The following is a 17,477-nucleotide window of genomic DNA, read 5'->3' as shown; positions in this document are numbered from 1 at the left end:
GCCGGTGGTGCAAAGGCCTGTACGAAACCTTTGAGGCGAGGGCCCGGACCGAGCGAAAGGCACAGGTACGAGAGCGGTTCCTTCGTCGCTGATCCGAGCGCCACGACCAGGAGCGGAATCGGAAATCGATTTTTCAGGACCGAGTTCGAATCCTGCGTACGACCGGGATGTCAACACCGGAGCATTGAAGAGTGAACAGCTTTAGCCGCCAGGATGTGTTGAGGATTCTTCAGATCAGTTCCCGCCAGTTACAAGGCTGGGAAAGAGCCGGGCTCATCTCCCAGCGCGAGACTTACACCTTCCAGGACCTTGGCCAACTAAGAACGCTGCGCTCACTACGCGAGGAAGACGTGTCTGCGGCGTCGATTCGGCATTCGGTTGCGGCCATGCAGGCGGTGGCCGGGATGTCGAATCCGTTGCAGGAGGCATCGCTGGTGCGGACGGGTACGCGTTTGGCATTTCGTTGCGACGGGGCGATGGTGGATCCAATTCGGCGCCAGCTGCTCTTCGACTTCGAACGCATAGAGCGACAGCCAGCGACCGCGGCAGTGTGCGCATTACGTCGGGCGCCGAATGATCTCCACGGAGTGCAGGAGCTGTTTCTTGCCGCAGTGCAGGCGGAAGAAGCCGGCGAAAAACATCGCGCCATTTCTCTCTACGAGGAGATGCTCCGGATCGATCCGGACTACGCGCCGGGGTACATCAATCTTGGCACCATTCACTTTCATTTGCGCCAGTTTGTGCGCGCAGAGGAGTTGTATCGGCAGGCGACGTTGAAGGACCCGGAGTACGTGCTGGCGTTCTTCGACCTGGGCAATGTGCTGGATGAGCTGGAGCGGCCCGACGAGTCGATCGCGGCCTATCAGCGGGCGGTGGAGTTGGCGCCCCGGTATGCTGATGCGCATTACAACCTGGCCCTGGCGTTCGAGCGCAAGGGCGAGCGCCGATCGGCTTTGCGACACTGGCAGGCGTACGTCAAGCTGGACAAGTCAGGTCCGTGGAGCGAACATGCGCGGGCGCAGATTCGCAAGCTGCTCGACAGTGAAAAGCTATCGATTTCGTGGCGCGCCACAGGGTACGTGCCGCCGAACAAAGGCGTGGCCGCTCTGCAGGTGCTGCAAAGACTGAATTGAAGCCGGAAGATGGCGTTCAGGCTGATCTTTTTATCCAATTAGTGTGACTAAGACGCAGATTCCTGCCTGCAAGCCCGCGTTTTGCAGCCTGAATTGGCGGCTCCACAACTTTGCAGCGCAACTAGAGTCTAAACAGAGGGCCGAATTCCGGACTATGTCCTGAAGGTTGCCTATTGTGCCTGCGGCGAGCTTCAACTTCTCCATTTCAGAGGATGCTTCCCCGGCAGCTTGACATTGGCTTGACTCGAGTATGAGCTTCAGCGGCTCACGTCTGGTCTCAAACCTTTCCGTTTCCAAGGATGGCTATGATTAAGAAGTTGCTTCAAAGTCCAGGCAGGCTTTGGGTATGCGGTTGGATTGTTGTATATGCGTTGTCGACAACCTCACAGGCAGCGCAAACGCCGTCTCCCCGCATTCGCGCCGAAGTCAATAACTCACAAATGACGCTGCTGAAGGGTTCGCAGCACCCGCTCGCCCTGGCCCAAAACGATGCCGGCCGGATGTCTTCGGATGTCAGGCTCAAGGGCATGAGTATCGTATTTAATCGCTCTGCGGCACAGCAGGCCGACCTTGATGCACTGATCGTGGCACAGCAGGATCCGGCATCGCCGCTCTATCATCTGTGGCTGAATCCAGATCAGTTTGCGGCCCGGTTCGGGATGGCGCAGTCGGATATCGACAAGGTGCAGAGCTGGCTACAGCAACAGGGCTTTTCAATCGACTCAGTGGCGCGCAGCAGGAATCTGATCCGTTTCTCAGGCACGGTCGGCCAGGTGGAGCAGGCATTCCAGACGCAAATGCACTTCTATACGGTGAGAGGGGAGAAGCACTTTGCTCCGTCCACGACGCTTTCTCTCCCGTCGGCTATCGCGGCAAGTGTTGCAACGATCGCCAATCTGGATGACTTCAGACCTCGTGCCATGCACATTCGCAGCAATGCCGTGCAGCCACGGCCGGGATTCACCTCAGGACAGACGGGAAACGTGTTTTTTGCGCCCGGCGATATCAAATTGATTTACGATTTGAATCCGCTGCTGAATGCCGCCATTACCGGCGCCGGGCAGTCGATTGCGATTATGGGGCAGTCGTCCGTAGCCACAAGCGATCTCGAGAATTTCCAAAATGCGGCCGGGCTCCCGGTCAAAGATCCCACGATGGTGATTGTTCCCGGTTCTGGCGGCCCAACGGTATTTCAAGGGGACGAGAGCGAATCCGACCTGGATCTTGAATGGTCGGGCGCGATCGCTCCGGGCGCCGACATCTTCTTTGTTTATACGGGCAGCAGCACTAATTTTGGTGTCTTCGACTCGCTTCAATATGCAATTGACGAGAAGATCGGAACGATTATCAGCGTCAGCTACGGCGCTTGTGAACCCAACATCTCAGCCGCGAATGCGACCGCACTGGAGGCAGTTGTGTCGCAGGGAGTGGTGCAGGGGCAGACGATTCTGGCCGCCTCGGGCGATACCGGTTCGACCGCCTGTTACACCAGTCCAACGACAACCAACCCTCCCCTGACCACGCAGGAGGCGGTGGCGGTAAGCTATCCGGCGAGCAGCCAATATGTCACCGGCGTGGGGGGAACTGAAATTTCCCAGGCCAACTCGGCGTATTACACATCGGGTTCAGCTTATTGGACTGCCGAATCCGGCGGGAACGATGTACTGACCTCGGCGCTGCAGTACATTCCGGAAGTTGTGTGGAACGACAGCGCCCTCAGTGTGCAAGGAGGAGGCGGACTCAGCGCGGGGGGCGGTGGAGTGAGTACTCTCTACACCAAGAAGCCAAGCTGGCAGACGGGCGTCCCCGGCATACCCAGCGACAATGCGCGTGACGTTCCGGACGTTTCGTTGTTTTCTTCGCCTGCTTACCTTCCATATATCTACTGCAGCAGCGATCCGTCGGCGTTTTCGACGGGCCAGGTGGCGAGTTGCAGCAGTGGCTTCCGCGACAATGCAACAGGGGACTTGACTCTAGCTGGCGGCACGAGTTTCGCGACGCCAATCTTTGCGGGAATGGTGGCGATTCTTAACCAGCAGAAGGGGTATACGACGGGCCAAGGGCTGCTGAATCCGCAGTTATACAAGCTGGCGTCGAACAGCACCACCTATGCAGCGGCCTTTCACGACATCACGAGCGGCAACAACGCGTGTCCTGCAAGTCTGGGATCGAGCTATTGCGCGGGCACCGGCACAACCCACTACACGGCCGGGACAGGTTATGACCAGGCATCTGGACTGGGATCGGTTGATCTGAGCAATCTGGCGACCGCATGGCCGGCAAACACAGGGACCCCGCTGATCGCCACAACGACGACGGTCACGGCAGCGACTGCAGCGCCTAACGTCAGCACGAATGACATCATCACGATCAGCGTGGCCCAGGCGGGTGGCACCGCCACTCCAACAGGCACCGTGAATCTCTCTATCGATGGTAGCGGCAGCGCGTATGGCTCAGGCTCACTCACTCCGGTGACCCTCACCGGCAATGGGACGGTAACCTACACGGCCAATTTTGCGACCGCCGGTGTACATACAATCGTGGCGCAGTACGCGGGCGACGGAACAAATGCTCCTTCGACGGGAAGCGCAGTTATAACCGTGGGCGGAACAAGCTCAGGGAAAGGGACTTTCGCGATGGGATTGGCCCCAGCCACTCTGACCCTGAGCCAGGGATCGCAAGGGACTGAGTCTCTGACAATCACGCCTGCCGGCGGATACACCGGCACCGTGAACCTGACCTACGCGACATCTAACGACACCGCGCTTACCAACCTATGCATCTTCGCGGGCACGGGTACCAACAGCAACGGATCTATCACAATCACGGGTACGACAGCAGCCGCGGGGCAGATCATTGTCGATACCAATGCTTCTGACTGCGTAAGCACGACAGGAGGCGCCGTGAAGGCGCACGGCCTCCACCTGATTCCGCGCTCGAATGGATCGCTTAAGGCAAGCAACCAGGTGCCGAAGGAAAACAATCCGGTTCCGGCGGGAATCGCTTTTGCGGGACTTCTGCTTGCCGGCTTCCTGGGACGGTCAAATCGCAAGCTGCGGCAACTGGCCTGCGTAATTGCGCTTGCATCGCTGGGGCTGATGATTTCGGCGTGCGGCGGAGGGGGCACAAGTGGCAGCACCGTAAGCGATCCGCCCAAGGGAACGTACACGATTACGTTCGCGGGAACGGATTCGACCACATCCACGATTACGGCGCAGTCGGCGTTCTCACTGGTGATCAAGTGAGCAACTTATCTGATTGAAGGTCGGGGCAGGTTTCGCGAGGAGCCTGCCCTTTTTGTTTGCTTTCAGCGCGGAAAATTGAATTGACGATCCTGACCAGAGGAAAGAGAGTTGCAGCAACTGAACTCAACGAGAAGCAGCGATGCGGTCATGCCGTCTGATACACTCCGATGCCGGAGGCATTGATTTCCTTGTCTGACAAGAGCCACACCCCCTCCCCGCTGACCCAACTGACTGAAGAAGAGCGGATGTTCTACGCGACGGTGAAGCAGTTTGCGCGGGAGACGATTGCTCCAGTTGTGCGCACGATGGACGATGAGCAGCAGTTTGCACCCGGCCTTGTGAACAAACTCTATGAGCTCGGGTTGCTGGGGATCGAGATTCCCGAGTCGCTGGGCGGCGCGGGCGGAAGTTTCTTTGACGCCGTGCTGGCGATTGAGGCGATTGCGACGGTGGACCCGGCGGTCGCGGTACTCGTCGATGTACACAACACGCTCGTGGCAAATGCGATTCGCCGATGGGCTGGCGAGGACCAGCGCGTGCAGTGGCTATCGAAGCTGGCCGGCGGCACCGTGAGCGCCTACGCGTTGAGCGAGGCGGGTTCTGGCTCGGATGCGTTTGCGCTTCAGACGAGAGCTCAGAAAGTGGATGGCGGCTATCGCCTGGATGGTCGCAAGCTGTGGATCACGAATGCGAAGGAGGCAGGAATTTTTCTGGTGTTTGCCACGCTTGATCCGGCGGCAGGTTATCGCGGGATAACAGCATTTCTTGTCGAGAAAGGCACGCCGGGGTTTTCTGTGGGGCGCAAGGAAGACAAGCTGGGCATTCGCGCCAGCAGCACGTGCGAATTGCTGTTCGATGGCTGCGTGATTCCCGCGGCAAACCTGCTGGGAGAAGAAGGCAAAGGCTACAAGATTGCCATCGAGACGCTGAATGAAGGACGCATCGGCATCGGTGCGCAGCTGCTGGGACTGGCTGAAGGAGCCTGGGGGCATGCTGCGAAATATGCGAAGGAGCGGCGCCAGTTCGGTAAGCCGATTGCGGAGTTCCAGGCAGTGCAGTTTGCGCTGGCAGAGATGGCGACGGAGATCGAGGCTGCGAAGCTGATGGTTTACAACGCAGCGCGGCTTAAAGATGCAGGACAGCCCTACGTGCGCGAGGCGGCGATGGCAAAGTATTTTACGTCGAATGTAGCGGAGCGAGTGGCGAGTCAGTGCGTGGACATCTTCGGCGGCAATGGGTTTGTGCGCGACTATCCAGCAGAAAAGTATTATCGCGACGCGAAGATCGGCAAGATCTACGAAGGCACGTCGAACATCCAGTTGATGACGATTGGGAAGATAGTGCTGTGAGATGCGGGGCCGAATGCATAGGCCCGGCTATGGCTGGCCGTTGGCGTCTTTGGGAACGTGAGTTGTTATCTGTTTCAGCACGAATTCACGAAAGAGGTTCGATACAGCATCGGCACCGGTATCGGCGAGCCCGTTTAGTAAAACGAGCGAGGCTCCACGATCGGACTGTGGATAGTAGAGCATGGAGATCGCTCCAGCTGAAAAGTTGCCGAGCACGTTCGAGTAGTTTGGCTCCCAGCGCCCCGAGTCGCTGCGGGCCATGACGGCAGCGGACATCGCGTAGAGCGCGCGAGACCGGATACTTCCCTTCCCTTTGTAAAAGTAGCGCGGATCCTGGTGGAAGATCGATGGATACACCGCACGACTGAGCATGTCACCTGTGACGCGATTAGCGAGCGCGGCGCCGTAGCGTTTTCCGTATCCTTCGATGCCGCTGCCATAGGACGGGAAGACGCCTTTGTACTGCTCCGCTCCTGCGATCCCTGCGACCGTCAGGAAAGAAACAGGATCGATCAGCGCACGGGTTGTCAGTTTGAACTTCTGTTTGGCCATCATTGGCGGAGCATTCCAGTCATAAGCGCTGAAGAAATTTGGAATGACTCCTCCGATTCGCTGGTGTTCGCCAATACGAACCTGCTGCTCCGCGAGTTCTTCCTTATCACCTGAAACCGTAACGCTGCTCACACCGCCCGACACTGAGAGCGTGATGGCTGGCGCGATGCGAAATTCTCCAGTGTCCAGTTGAATCGGATCGGAGTTGTAAGGTCGCATGCCCTCCGCGATCACGCTCAGCTTGTAAACACCCGCCAGCAGGTTTGGAAACTGAAACTGCCCGTCGCTGCCCGATGTCACCTTATGCTTGCCGCCGGGCCCGCTAAGCGTCACAGTCGCGTTCTGGATCACATCGCTATTTGTGTCGAGAACGGTTCCGGAGATATTTCCTGTGCCGGAAGCCTGTGGCTTGTCGGCACTCTGTTCCGCGGCCGCCGCAGGCTGCGGAGCATTCGGCAAAGCACCGCCGTTCACCTCCGTTTCCGAACTGGATTGGGCATGAACTCGCGATGACGGCATGGTGAAGGTGAGCAGAAGAGCCCAGCATGCCATGATGAGTGGTTTTGAAAGGGATGGGATATCTATGACCAATCGACCTCGTTCTCCGGCATCAGCAAAGGGGCCCTCGCCTGTGAGACGCAGCGTGGAGAATAAGGGTGGTTCGCGCAGCCAACTATGACGCGTAGATTAAGACCTGTTCATTTTGGCGCAGCGGGCAACCATTTCTATGTGCGTCGGCCTGGTGCGGCAACAGCCCCCAACGATTTGCGCGCCCGCTACGCGCCACTCCGCGGCGTTGGCACCATAAGCTGCGGGGTCGCTTGTGCCGGTCCAGTTGCGGGATTGTGCATCCCAACCTTCGCCGGAGTTTGGATACGCGACGATGGGCTTGTCGGAAGCTTCTCGGAGTTCGGCAATCAATGCGGAAATGAGTGTGGGGTGCGTGCAATTGACGCCGATGGCCACGGTTTGCGGAAACGCGGCGACGGCTGCAGCGCATTGGCGGAGAAGTTCGCCATGCGCCACATGTTGCTCGTCGCGGCAGGTGAAGGCGAACCATGCGGCGAGTTCAGGATGCGGCGCGAGCGCCTGGCCGATGGCTTCGGCTTCAGCGAGCGAAGGCAGCGTTTCGAAAGCGAGAATGTCAGCAGATTGCGTTGACGGTGCTGCGGCCAACACATCAATTCGTTCGCGATGAAACTCGACGAGGTCGGCAAACGCGCAGGTATAGTTGCCGTGATATTCAGCTCCGTTGTGGAGAGCTGCGCCGTAGGGTCCGAGTGACGCGGCGACGACGATGCGGCGATCGGGAAATTCCGACGTTGCCTCGTGGGCAAGCGCGACTGAGTGCAGCAATGCAACATCAGCGCCTGCAGGATCAAGGCCCACCTCTGCATATCCCATGCGGGAGACCTGATAGCTGGCGGTCTCGATGATTTCGGAGCCCGCTTCAATATAGGCGCGGTGCACGGCGACAATTTTTTCGGGTGAATCTTCGAGAACGTGTGCCGACCAGAGCGGTCCGTTGATGTTGGCGCCCCGGTATTCGAGCTCCGAGGCCATGCCTCCGTCGAGAACGTGGATGCCGCGCAGAATAGCGTCGCGGGTTTTCGTGAAATCGCTCATCATGTTGTCGCGTTGGATGCCTCAACTGAAGACGTGCCAGAAGAATGTAAGGTAGACGGCGATGGAGCAGAAGAGCGCGCTGACGATCCAGGTCAGCCAGAAGAGCCATCGCCAGTTCGCGCGCAGCGCACCGAGTACCGCGAGGGCGAGAAAGCCAAGCAAAAAGGGGAGCGCGCGGAGATCGGTATTGTTACCAGCCTGACCCAGCTTGGGGACGCCGTGCGCAAGATCGAGCAGAACGGCGATGCAGAGCACTGCCGGAAAGAGCACCAGCAACCAGGTGCCTATTACGCGCCAGCGCGTGAACTCGAGGACGGCGCAGGTGACGAGAAGAACGATCGCGAACCAGCAGAAGAGAGTTTCCACAAGATGCCTCCAGCAACTGCGGTTGTGTAGAAATGGTACAGTGCGTGGGCAGCTACCTGATTCCGAATCGAAGAGCGGGTCTATTTGAGGGTGACACGCGATGGGTTGGGTTCGTGGTTTCCCACTCATGCCGCGATGAAACAGCGTCATGAATGGGGCACCCAGCGTCAGAGATGATTGACGCAAGGGAAACCGCAGTCATACATGTCGCGTTGCGCAATCCAAGACCCTGAAAATCGGGTGGGATCGTGCTTTCCCACCCTTGCTGCGCAAGGATGGGACACGGCCCCATCCTTGACCCTCTTTTGGTCAAGGGTGGGAAAGCACGACCCTCCTCATTTCACGTCTGCGCGCTGTCCACTCCGACTCGATCTCCACTACTCCTTCGAGCCCGCGAGCGTAATGCCGGAAACTCGACCATTCCCAATCCTCGGGTTTCGAAACCAACCCTCGCTTCACCGGATTCCGGTGCAGGTAGCGCAGTTTCTCCGTTGTCTTCTCGGGATTGTGCACGTTGAAGTCGTAATAGCGCCGCTGCCAGAACTGCGCCTCACCCGCCTGCTTGAGCAATCGCGAAGTTCGCTGCTTCAAAACCTGCAACGCAATCGCAAGCGATGAAATCTGCGGTTCGCTGACGAGCAGATGAACGTGCTCCGGCATCAGCACATACCCAGCCACAACAAGTTCATAGCGCAACCGCGTCTTTTCAAGCTGCGCCTCGAATACTGAATATCCGAGCTGCCGCGCGAGAAGCGGAAAGCGATGGAATTCACTCACAGATCATCAGCTCGCCCAAGGCCGCCTGAGCGGAAGGGGCTCGCTTCCGAGACCTGCGAGGGTAGCCTGGAACAAAAGGCGAAATCGTGGTGATGTTGTTGCGGTAAATGACGGAACCAGATAACTCTTCACCGAATTTCTGCGTCTGTACGTGTGTAGCCAGTTTTCCTGCGACCCACGGGAAGTATGCCCGATAGGGGCGAACAGGCTGGCTGCGTAAAGAGGTCATAGCTCGGATCATTAGCCGAATAGTAGAAAACAGACCACTTCGCTCGAGGTGCTCTCGTACCTGAACGCACCCGCAGCATTTGTTGCCCGCAAGACAAATAGAAGAACTCAGGCCCGATGAGCGTGCCCGATGAGCGTGAAAACGCTCGATCAGGCAGTCGTGTCTTCAGGCCCAAGTAAGAGAAAACACGCATTCGGCATTCTTAAAAATGCCAGGGGCCAGGAGGCGGATGTGGAAAACACCCCACCAAGTGAGGATGGCGAAGCTATGCGCAAAAATGTGGTTAGCTCTTCGTCAACTACGGGGAAGCGGTGGTTTGCGGTATACACAACCTGCCGTCACGAAAAACGGGTGGTGCGACACCTGCAGCAGAGGCAGATCGAACATTATCTGCCGCTGTATCGAACGCAACACAGGTGGCAGGATGGATCGCGGGTAATGCTGGATCTCCCGCTGTTTCCAGGTTATGTTTTTGTGCGCATCGATTCGCGCGATCGCGTCGGAGTGCTGGCAGTACCGGGTGTGGTTTCAATGATTGGATCCGCGTTACGGCCTGCGCCGCTTCCGGATTTCGAAGTCGAGAAGTTACGCACCGGCTTGGATCCAATGCGCGCCGAACCGCATCCACTAGTTACAGTGGGCCAGCACGTCCGCATAAAAGTCGGTGCGCTCGCAGGAGTTGAAGGGATTGTAATTCGAAAGAAGAGCGGGATTCGGGTTGTATTGACTCTAAGCCTGCTGATGCAAAGTATCGCAATCGAAGTTGACAGCGATGATGTGGAGTTTGTGGATACATCGTTTCTGCCGGCGCTGGAAGCTACACATAGAGAAAAAGAAATAGAACATTCCCAGCGGTTATCACTTTATCAATCTTAGTTTCGTGCCTTGATTCGCACTTACGAATCTCAGGTGACTCCCGGCGAAGTTGCAGGCGCTCAGAGAGACATCGGAGAGAAACCTATATTGCAAGCCCATGCGCACGCCGTGGCGGATTCAGTCTTTGAATAATGCCAGGGCATGGAAACACAAAGAGCGAGGGTATAGCGAATGCAAGCAAGAAATACTGCCATAAATATATTGGAAGCCGATGGACCGGGAGTGGGAGCGATCACTGCTGTCGGCATATACCGTGACACAATTCCGGCGTCTGCATGGAGGCGCCCAACCCCGTATCTTTCCGCAGCGGTGCGGCGAGCCTTTTCGTGGCGCTATGCAGTGGCGAAGCGCACCATCGACATTCTGCTCTCAAGCTTTCTGATCGTTCTTTTCTTTCCCGTGATGCTTGCGGTTGCAATTGCGGTAGCGTTAACCTCGCCGGGGCCAATCTTCTTTTCCCAGGAGAGGCTGGGGCGTTTCGGCGCTCCGTTCCGCATCATCAAGTTCCGCTCGATGTACGCGCAAAAGCATAAGGACAATGTATTCGAGATCAATGGCCATCGCAGAAGCGAGGCAGACCACAGAAATGAAGCAGCATATCCTCTGAACAAGGACACGCCGGATCCGCGCATCACACCGGTGGGCAGGATCATCCGCAAGCTGAGCCTCGACGAACTTCCGCAGCTCTTTAATGTGCTGTTAGGAGACATGTCGCTGGTGGGGCCACGGCCAATTGTGGAGGCGGAGGTCCCGCTCTATGGGCAGCAGTTCGCGTACTACGACCTGTTCCGCCCCGGCATCACAGGATTGTGGCAGGTTTCGGGAAGAAGCGATGTCACCTTTGACCGGCGCGTGATGTTCGATCGAGAGTACGCCAGCGGGTGGAGCTGCCTGCTCGACTTCAAGATTCTTACCATGACCGTTCCCGCAGTGGTCACTATGCGTGGAGCTTATTAAGACCCGAGCGCGAGCGAGCTGTCTGGTTCGCGCTTCCATCGCGAGCTCCGCGCGGTTCTTGAATCTTATGACCGGAAGACGATAAATGAGAACGTGGATGAGTAAGTGTTTGCGGACATTGATTGCCTTTTCAGTTGCCCTAGCTCTACCCGCAGCGAGAGCGCAGACGCCAAGCAGCCCGAACTTGATGCTGGGCGGCTCGCAGCAGGATACAACGCAGAGCTGCGCGAACGGAGACGTGTCCGCCTGCCAGTCTCTGGCGCCATCTTCGTCGACGAACGGGCTATCTGGCGAAGGGTCAACCGGCTCCTCTTCGTCATTCGGATTCCCCAGCATTAATCCGGGGTCGCCGAATGCTCCCACGTCGGTGTATCGCGACGATGCGGACGGCATGAACCGAGCGGAGTGGCTTCGCCAGCAGCGACTGCAGCTTCAGAAGGTGAACAAGCCCCAACCCTTGTCCGAATTTCAGATGCTCGTAGCCGGCTCAATCGGCCGTATTGTGCCGGTCTATGGGGCAGATCTGTTTACGAATGTGCCCGACACGTTCGCGCCGGTGCAGCGGCTTCCCGTAACTCCGGATTATGTAATTGGCCCGGGAGACGAGTTGCTGATCCGCACGTGGGGACAGGTGACACAGAATTTGCACCTGACTGTTGATCGATCCGGCTCTGTGTACGTTCCGCAAGTGGGCGAATTGCGGGTGGCGGGGTTGAAGTTCAGCCAGTTGCAGCAATTTTTGAAAGCGCGATTCGATCGCGTTTATCGTAACTACGACATGAATGTAAACCTGGGTCAGCTTCGGTCGATCCAGGTATTTGTTACCGGAGAGGCGCGAAGGCCAGGCAGCTATACCGTGAGTTCGCTGAGCACCCTCGTAAATGCGGTATTTGCAAGTGGAGGTCCGGGCCCGCACGGTTCGCTGCGCCATATTCTTTTGAAGCGCCAAGGAGCAGTGGCGACGGACTTCGATTTGTATGACCTGCTGTTGAATGGTGACAACTCCAAAGATGTGAGCCTGGAAACGGGCGACGTCATCTATTTTCGCGCCGTTGGGCCGCAGGTCGCGATTGTAGGCAGCGTTAACGTCCCGGCGATTTACGAGTTGCGCGGACGCGAAAACATTGCTGAAGCGCTCTCGCTGGCAGGCGGCCTCTCTGCCACCGCTGAAACATCATCGCTCGAGATTGAGCGCACAGAGAAGAAACCCAACGGCGGAAGCGTGCGCGTCGCCGTTGACGTTCAGATGGACCAGCCCTCGCTGGGCACCGTGCTGCGTGATGCGGATATTGTTCGTGTGCGCGAGGAAGCGCCCCGGTTTGAAAAGACGGTGACACTGCGTGGGAACGTCGCGACTCCAGGACGATTTGCCTGGAGGGAAGGGATGCGCGTTCGCGACCTGATCCCAACGAAGGAGTCGCTGCTCACGCCGGATTATTGGTTGAGACGCGAGCAGCTTGGATTGCCGGTCGATGATTTCCAGCCGATGATGCCACCTGTGAAGATGGAGATATCGTCGAATCAGGCAGGGCAGACGGTCAATCGACCTGCCGTTCCTCAGGACGCGCACACCATCAACAGCGGTCTCTTTCCGCAATTGACAGCCGGTGTTCCACAAGACAACAACGTACCCCAGCCAGGCAACTCGGAACAGTTTCAGTCGCTGGCGGCATCGAATGATCAGGAAGCTGGATCGACCGGAGAGCAGCCAGGTAAAGTCGCGCAGATCTCCGGATCTCCGCATGAAACGCTGGGCTCGGGCCCGCATCTGGTGACAACCCCGCATTTCCCCATCGAGACACAGGTCGTCAGAGTTTCGCCCGACATCGACTGGAGCTATGCGGTGGTTGAGCGCGTTGATCCCAACACGCTGACCACCCGGCTGCTTCCTTTTGACCTGGGTGCAGCAATTCTGGGCAACGATGTGAACGCCAATATTGCGCTCGAGCCGGGCGACGTCATCACTATTTTCTCTGACGCGGATATCCGCGTACCACGCGCGCAGCAGACCAAGTACGTGCGACTGGAAGGCGAGTTTTTGCACGCCGGAGTATATAGCGTTCTCCCGGGCGAAACGCTGCGGCAGCTTGTGATCCGGGCAGGAGGGGTTACCCCTCAGGCATATCTCTATGGATCGCAATTCAGCCGCGAGAGCACCCGGCGTGAGCAACAGCTGCGGCTCGATGAGTATGTCTCAGCGCTGTCGTACCAGATTGACATAGCTGCCTCGAATAAGGCGACTTCGGTGGTTAGTGCTCAGGAAGCAGCGACCACTGGCGCTTCGGTGGCTAGCCAGCGTGAACTCGTAAACCGACTGCGCCAGATTCGTGCCACTGGTCGCATTGTGCTGCATATTGAGCCTACCGGCGCCGATATTGCTTCTCTTCCCGATCTTCCGCTCGAGGATGGGGATCGGTTTATTGTGCCGCCGGTTCCTTCAACCGTCGGAATTGTGGGCGCTGTGTATGATCCGAATTCTTTTGTGTACCTGGCGCACCGGCGTGCCGGCGATTATCTGCGCACGGCCGGTGGCCCGAATCGCAACGCAGACAAAAAGCAGATTTTCATTATTCGCGCGGACGGATCTGTCTTGAGCAGGCAATACCTCGATCACACGCTTTGGACTGATGACAAATTTGACCGTCAGATTATCTATCCCGGCGATACGATCGTAATTCCCCAACAACTAAACAAAACGACACTTTTACGCGGCCTGACAGATTGGTCACAGGTGTTCTCACAGTTTGCCCTTGGAGCGGCGGCGATCAACCTCCTTAAGTAACCATACAGACACACAGTAGCCGCTGAAAAACAAAGAGCCCAGTGTTGCGATAGCACCAATCGGAGTACACACGCCATGGTGAAGATGCGAAACGACGAAATGACACGGGAAACGCCGGATGAAATTGTCTTTCCGTCGATTCAACCAAGCGAGCAGGATGATCTGACCTTTCTGGATTTTCTGCTCATCATTACGCAGCGCAAGAAGCTGGTGGGGATTGTGACAGCAATTTGCACGACGATTGCGTTGATTCTTGCCTTTACACTTCCTCAGGAGTACACGGCGACGGTGATCATTCTTCCGCCACAGGGAAACACGTCAATGAGCTCGATGCTGGCCGGGCAGCTCGCAGGCATGAATAGTGCGATGGGCGGCGTTGCGGGCAGCATGCTGGGCATGAAAAACATCAACGACATGTACGTTTCGATGTTGAAGAGCCGGTCGGTCGAGGATGCCGTGATTAAGCGCTATGGATTGCAGGCGGAGTACCGGAAGACATATCTGGTGGACACCCGCAAAGCGCTCGAGAAGCACGCCAAGATTGACGGAACGACAAAGGACGGGTTGATCCGATTGAGTTTTGAGGACCGCAATCCGAATCGGGCGGCGGAAATCGCGAACGGATATGTCGATCAATTCAGGACTCTCTCGCAGCATCTTGCTATCACCGAGGCATCGCAACGCCGAGTGGTCTTCGAGGCTCAGCTGGAGAAAACGAAGACTCAACTCGAGAATGCGGATGAGGCGATGAAGCGCACGCAACTGTCCACCGGTATGGTGCAGGTGGATGGGCAGGCGCGGGCGATGATCGACTCTGCTGCACGCTTGCGAGCCCAAATTGTTTCCAAGGAAGTGCAGATAGAAGCGATGCGCTCGTACGCGGGCGATGAAAATCCAGCCCTGACACAAGCACAGACAGAATTGGACGGCCTTCGCGCGCAGTTCAACAAGATGGTGGGATCGAAAGGTGGTTCCGCAGACGACGTCTTTCTTCCCAAGGGCGAGGTACCGGAGGCGGGACTTGAGTATGTTCGCAAACTTCGCGACGTGAAGTATTACGAAGCGATCTTCGACGTGCTGGCGAGACAGTTGGAACTCGCGAAGCTTGATGAAGCCCGGGAGGGCGCATTCATTCAGATTGTGGATCCCGCAGTGCCGCCGGAGAAAAAGTCGTTTCCGAAACGCGGCATGCTCACGATTGCCGGTCTGTCTCTTGGCTTTACGTTCGGAGTTATGCTGGCCCTGCTGCAAGGGGGCCTGATGCGAATGCAGCACAATCCCGCCACCAAGGAAAAGCTGGACCTGTTAAAACGCTCGCTGTGGAAAGGGCGAGCCGCCAAACAAAAGCCCGCTCAAGAGGAGGTTGGCGCGCTGCAGCATGCGAGGCCTGAGGCAACCGGCTCACGGACAAAGCCTTCGCCCGCCTGAGGAAACATTCCTTTCGTCTCGCACCAATTTCTACCGGAGTTGTCTCCGAGCCTATTCGCAAGGATCCATGCTGACCGAGATAACGAAATCTCCACGGCCGTCAGGAAGTCTCTGGCTTTCGGTGCGCCACGCTCTGCGTCACAAGCTTCCTCACGCCATCGGCTTGGACAGGGCGATTGCATTTACGGTGCTGGGGCGCGTGGTGCAAGGACTGGGCAGCGTGGGAAGCGTGCTGCTGATTGTGCACTTTCTATCGGCGGCGGAGCAAGGATATTACTACGCGTTGTGGAGCCTGGTGGCACTGCAGAGTGTGTTTGAGCTGGGATTCTCGTTTGTGATTCTTCAAGTGGCGGCACATGAACGAGCGCACCTGGAGTTTCATCCGGACGGAAGCATCACAGGCAGCGAAGCAGCACACTTCAGGCTCGCGTCACTCCTGCAGCGCGCAGTTCGCTGGTACACAACTGCAGCTGTTGTCATGGGTGTAGTGCTTCTGTTTGGCGGGATGCGCTTTTTTGCACTGCATCAGCAACCGCAGGCGCCGAATATCTGGATTGTTCCTTTAAGAATCACAGTCCTGGCTTGCGCCATCACGTTTTCGATCGGGCCAGTGCTCTCATTTCTCGAAGGATGCGGGCAGGTGGCGCAGGTGGCGCGGATGCGCTTCTTTCAGTCGACCGTGAGTGTCGCGCTGTCGTGGACCGCGATGCTGAGCCACCACGGATTGCTTTCGCCTGCAATGGTGCTGTTGGGGCAAGGGCTTGTGGCAAGCGGTCTACTGTATTCGCGTCGCAGGATGCTGATACCGCTGCTGCGAATGCACGTGGCGCATATGGGGATCAGCTGGCGAAACGAAGTATGGCCGTTCCAGTGGAAGATCGCCGTGAGCTGGCTCTGCGATTACTTCATCTTTCAACTGTTTACCCCGGTGCTTTTTGCGTTTCGTGGCCCGGTGGAGGCAGGAAAGATGGGTCTCTCAATGAGCGTGGTGATGCAGTTGAGCGCCATGATGCTGGCGTGGATGACCACGAAGGCTGCTCCATTCGGAAGCCTCATCGCAAAAAAGGAGACGCCCGAATTGGACCGACTGTTTTTCCGGTCGCTCCGACAGTCAATTTCTCTCTTTGCGGTCGCTGCGGGGCTAGTGATGCTGGGTGTGCTAGCCGCACCGTATATCGCGCCGAAGATTAGTTCCCGCATTGAGGGCTGGCCAGTCTTTTGCCTTCTGTTGCTGACGGCACTCAGCAGCCACGTGGTGCAAAGCGAGGCGATTTATCTCCGCGCTCACAAGTGTGAGCCGTTCCTGGTGCAGTCCATTGTGATTGCACTATGTACAGCCGGAAGTGTTGTTTTGCTCGCGAAAACCTCGGGAGCGCTTGGGGTTTCACTGGCGTACTTTCTGGTACTTGGCGTGGCCGGCATCATTTCAGCCACCGCGATCTTCAGGACGAAACGAAATCAGTGGGCTGAAGCGGGGATTTGAAACATGCACTCGAACGGAGCCGACGGGCAAGTACAGCGCATCTCGGTGGCTATGTGCACCTTCAACGGAGGCCGCTATCTCCAGGAGCAGTTGGAGAGCATCGCCTTGCAATCGCGATTGCCGTGTGAGCTGGTGGTCTGCGACGATCGTTCGACCGACGATACGCTGGCAATTTTAAAGCGATTCCAGGCGGAAGCGCCATTCACCGTGAAAGTGATCCAGAACAGCCTGAGGCTGGGATCCACGCGCAATTTTGACCAGGCGATCGGTCTGGCACGGGGCGGCTTGATTGCATTGTGCGATCAGGACGATCGTTGGGCGCCGGCGAAGCTGGAGCGGCTTTCTCGGGCACTCGAAGAAAATCTTTTTCTCGGCGGAGTGTTTTCCGATGCGAGCTTGATAGACGGCGATGGACGGCAGATGGGCCTGCGGTTGTTTGCTCGACATAAATTCACGCCAGCGAAGCAGCGTGGCTTCGTTGCGTGCCCGACCTCGACGCTGCTGAAGCATGATGTTGTGACTGGAGCGACGCTGGTTTTTCGGGCTACGATCCGGCGCTACTGCTCGCCGATTCCAGCCTCGTGGGTCCACGATGGATGGCTGGCCTGGATGATAGCGCTTCACTCTCGCTTGGGGCTTATTGGCGACCCGCTGATCGACTATCGGATTCATGG

At 57.4% G+C, this 17,477-nt stretch carries 13 protein-coding genes; 9 read left to right on the top strand and 4 right to left on the bottom strand.

The annotated features are described in order from the left end of the window. The first annotated feature begins 191 nt into the window (after positions 1–191). From WA354_RS11895 to WA354_RS11885, 3 genes are all read left to right on the top strand, one after another. Positions 192–1,133 (top strand): tetratricopeptide repeat protein, encoded by a 942-nt coding sequence (locus tag WA354_RS11895; protein WP_472813228.1) that lies wholly within the window; start codon positions 192–194, stop codon positions 1,131–1,133. 305 nt (positions 1,134–1,438) lie between these two features. Further along, positions 1,439–4,378: a protease pro-enzyme activation domain-containing protein gene (locus WA354_RS11890; protein WP_472813227.1), complete on the top strand. Its 2,940-nt coding sequence runs from the start codon at positions 1,439–1,441 to the stop codon at positions 4,376–4,378. A gap of 245 nt (positions 4,379–4,623) precedes the next feature. After that, positions 4,624–5,727 carry an acyl-CoA dehydrogenase gene (locus WA354_RS11885; RefSeq protein ID WP_472813238.1) on the top strand — a complete coding sequence of 368 codons (1,104 nt, stop codon included), beginning with the start codon at positions 4,624–4,626 and terminating at the stop codon, positions 5,725–5,727. A 27-nt stretch (positions 5,728–5,754) separates the two neighbouring features. On the opposite strand, the gene WA354_RS11880 is transcribed toward WA354_RS11885, so the two are convergent. The 4 genes from WA354_RS11880 to WA354_RS11865 form a co-directional block, all read right to left on the bottom strand. Beyond that, a complete protein-coding gene (locus tag WA354_RS11880; protein WP_472813226.1) occupies positions 5,755–6,870 on the bottom strand; it encodes a carboxypeptidase-like regulatory domain-containing protein in 1,116 nt (371 codons plus the stop codon). Between the two features lie 96 nt (positions 6,871–6,966). After that, the gene (gene mmuM, locus WA354_RS11875) at positions 6,967–7,908 is read right to left on the bottom strand and encodes a homocysteine S-methyltransferase (RefSeq protein WP_472813225.1); all 942 of its coding nucleotides are present in this window, start codon (positions 7,906–7,908) and stop codon (positions 6,967–6,969) included. Between the two features lie 18 nt (positions 7,909–7,926). Next, positions 7,927–8,271, bottom strand: coding sequence for a hypothetical protein (locus tag WA354_RS11870; RefSeq protein ID WP_472813224.1), 345 nt, complete (start codon positions 8,269–8,271; stop codon positions 7,927–7,929). Positions 8,272–8,580: 309 nt separating this feature from the next. Then, on the bottom strand, positions 8,581–9,048 hold the full coding sequence (locus WA354_RS11865; RefSeq protein WP_472813223.1) for an REP-associated tyrosine transposase: 468 nt from the start codon (positions 9,046–9,048) through the stop codon (positions 8,581–8,583). Positions 9,049–9,406: 358 nt separating this feature from the next. Between WA354_RS11865 and nusG the strand changes: the two genes are divergently transcribed. The 6 genes from nusG to WA354_RS11835 all read left to right on the top strand — a co-directional run. Continuing rightward, a complete protein-coding gene (gene nusG, locus WA354_RS11860; RefSeq protein ID WP_472813222.1) occupies positions 9,407–10,153 on the top strand; it encodes a transcription termination/antitermination protein NusG in 747 nt (248 codons plus the stop codon). 171 nt (positions 10,154–10,324) lie between these two features. Continuing rightward, positions 10,325–11,110, top strand: coding sequence for a sugar transferase (locus tag WA354_RS11855; protein ID WP_472813221.1), 786 nt, complete (start codon positions 10,325–10,327; stop codon positions 11,108–11,110). Between the two features lie 97 nt (positions 11,111–11,207). Then, complete coding sequence (locus tag WA354_RS11850; RefSeq protein ID WP_472813220.1) at positions 11,208–13,892, top strand: SLBB domain-containing protein; 2,685 nt, start codon at positions 11,208–11,210, stop codon at positions 13,890–13,892. A 75-nt stretch (positions 13,893–13,967) separates the two neighbouring features. Then, complete coding sequence (locus WA354_RS11845) at positions 13,968–15,320, top strand: GumC family protein (RefSeq protein ID WP_472813219.1); 1,353 nt, start codon at positions 13,968–13,970, stop codon at positions 15,318–15,320. Positions 15,321–15,387: 67 nt separating this feature from the next. Then, positions 15,388–16,803: a hypothetical protein gene (locus tag WA354_RS11840; RefSeq protein WP_472813218.1), complete on the top strand. Its 1,416-nt coding sequence runs from the start codon at positions 15,388–15,390 to the stop codon at positions 16,801–16,803. Between the two features lie 90 nt (positions 16,804–16,893). After that, a partial coding sequence (locus WA354_RS11835) for a glycosyltransferase (protein WP_472813217.1) occupies positions 16,894–17,477 on the top strand: 584 nt, incomplete at its 3' end.

The organism is Occallatibacter sp., from assembly GCF_049802275.1.
GTDB lineage: Bacteria > Acidobacteriota > Terriglobia > Terriglobales > Acidobacteriaceae > Telmatobacter.
The sequence above is the reverse complement of the archived record's forward strand: the minus strand, read 5'-3'. Positions and strand labels throughout refer to the sequence as shown.

What these genes read in the sequence shown, in the direction of transcription:
- WA354_RS11890 (WP_472813227.1), top strand. Translation starts at nt 1,439, where the DNA reads ATGATTAAGAAGTTGCTTCAAAGTCCAGGCAGGCTTTGGGTATGCGGT.
- WA354_RS11885 (WP_472813238.1), top strand. Translation starts at nt 4,624, where the DNA reads ATGTTCTACGCGACGGTGAAGCAGTTTGCGCGGGAGACGATTGCTCCA.
- mmuM (WP_472813225.1), bottom strand. Translation starts at nt 7,908, where the DNA reads ATGATGAGCGATTTCACGAAAACCCGCGACGCTATTCTGCGCGGCATC.
- nusG (WP_472813222.1), top strand. Translation starts at nt 9,407, where the DNA reads ATGAGCGTGAAAACGCTCGATCAGGCAGTCGTGTCTTCAGGCCCAAGT.
- WA354_RS11855 (WP_472813221.1), top strand. Translation starts at nt 10,325, where the DNA reads ATGCAAGCAAGAAATACTGCCATAAATATATTGGAAGCCGATGGACCG.
- WA354_RS11850 (WP_472813220.1), top strand. Translation starts at nt 11,208, where the DNA reads ATGAGTAAGTGTTTGCGGACATTGATTGCCTTTTCAGTTGCCCTAGCT.
- WA354_RS11845 (WP_472813219.1), top strand. Translation starts at nt 13,968, where the DNA reads ATGGTGAAGATGCGAAACGACGAAATGACACGGGAAACGCCGGATGAA.
- WA354_RS11840 (WP_472813218.1), top strand. Translation starts at nt 15,388, where the DNA reads ATGCTGACCGAGATAACGAAATCTCCACGGCCGTCAGGAAGTCTCTGG.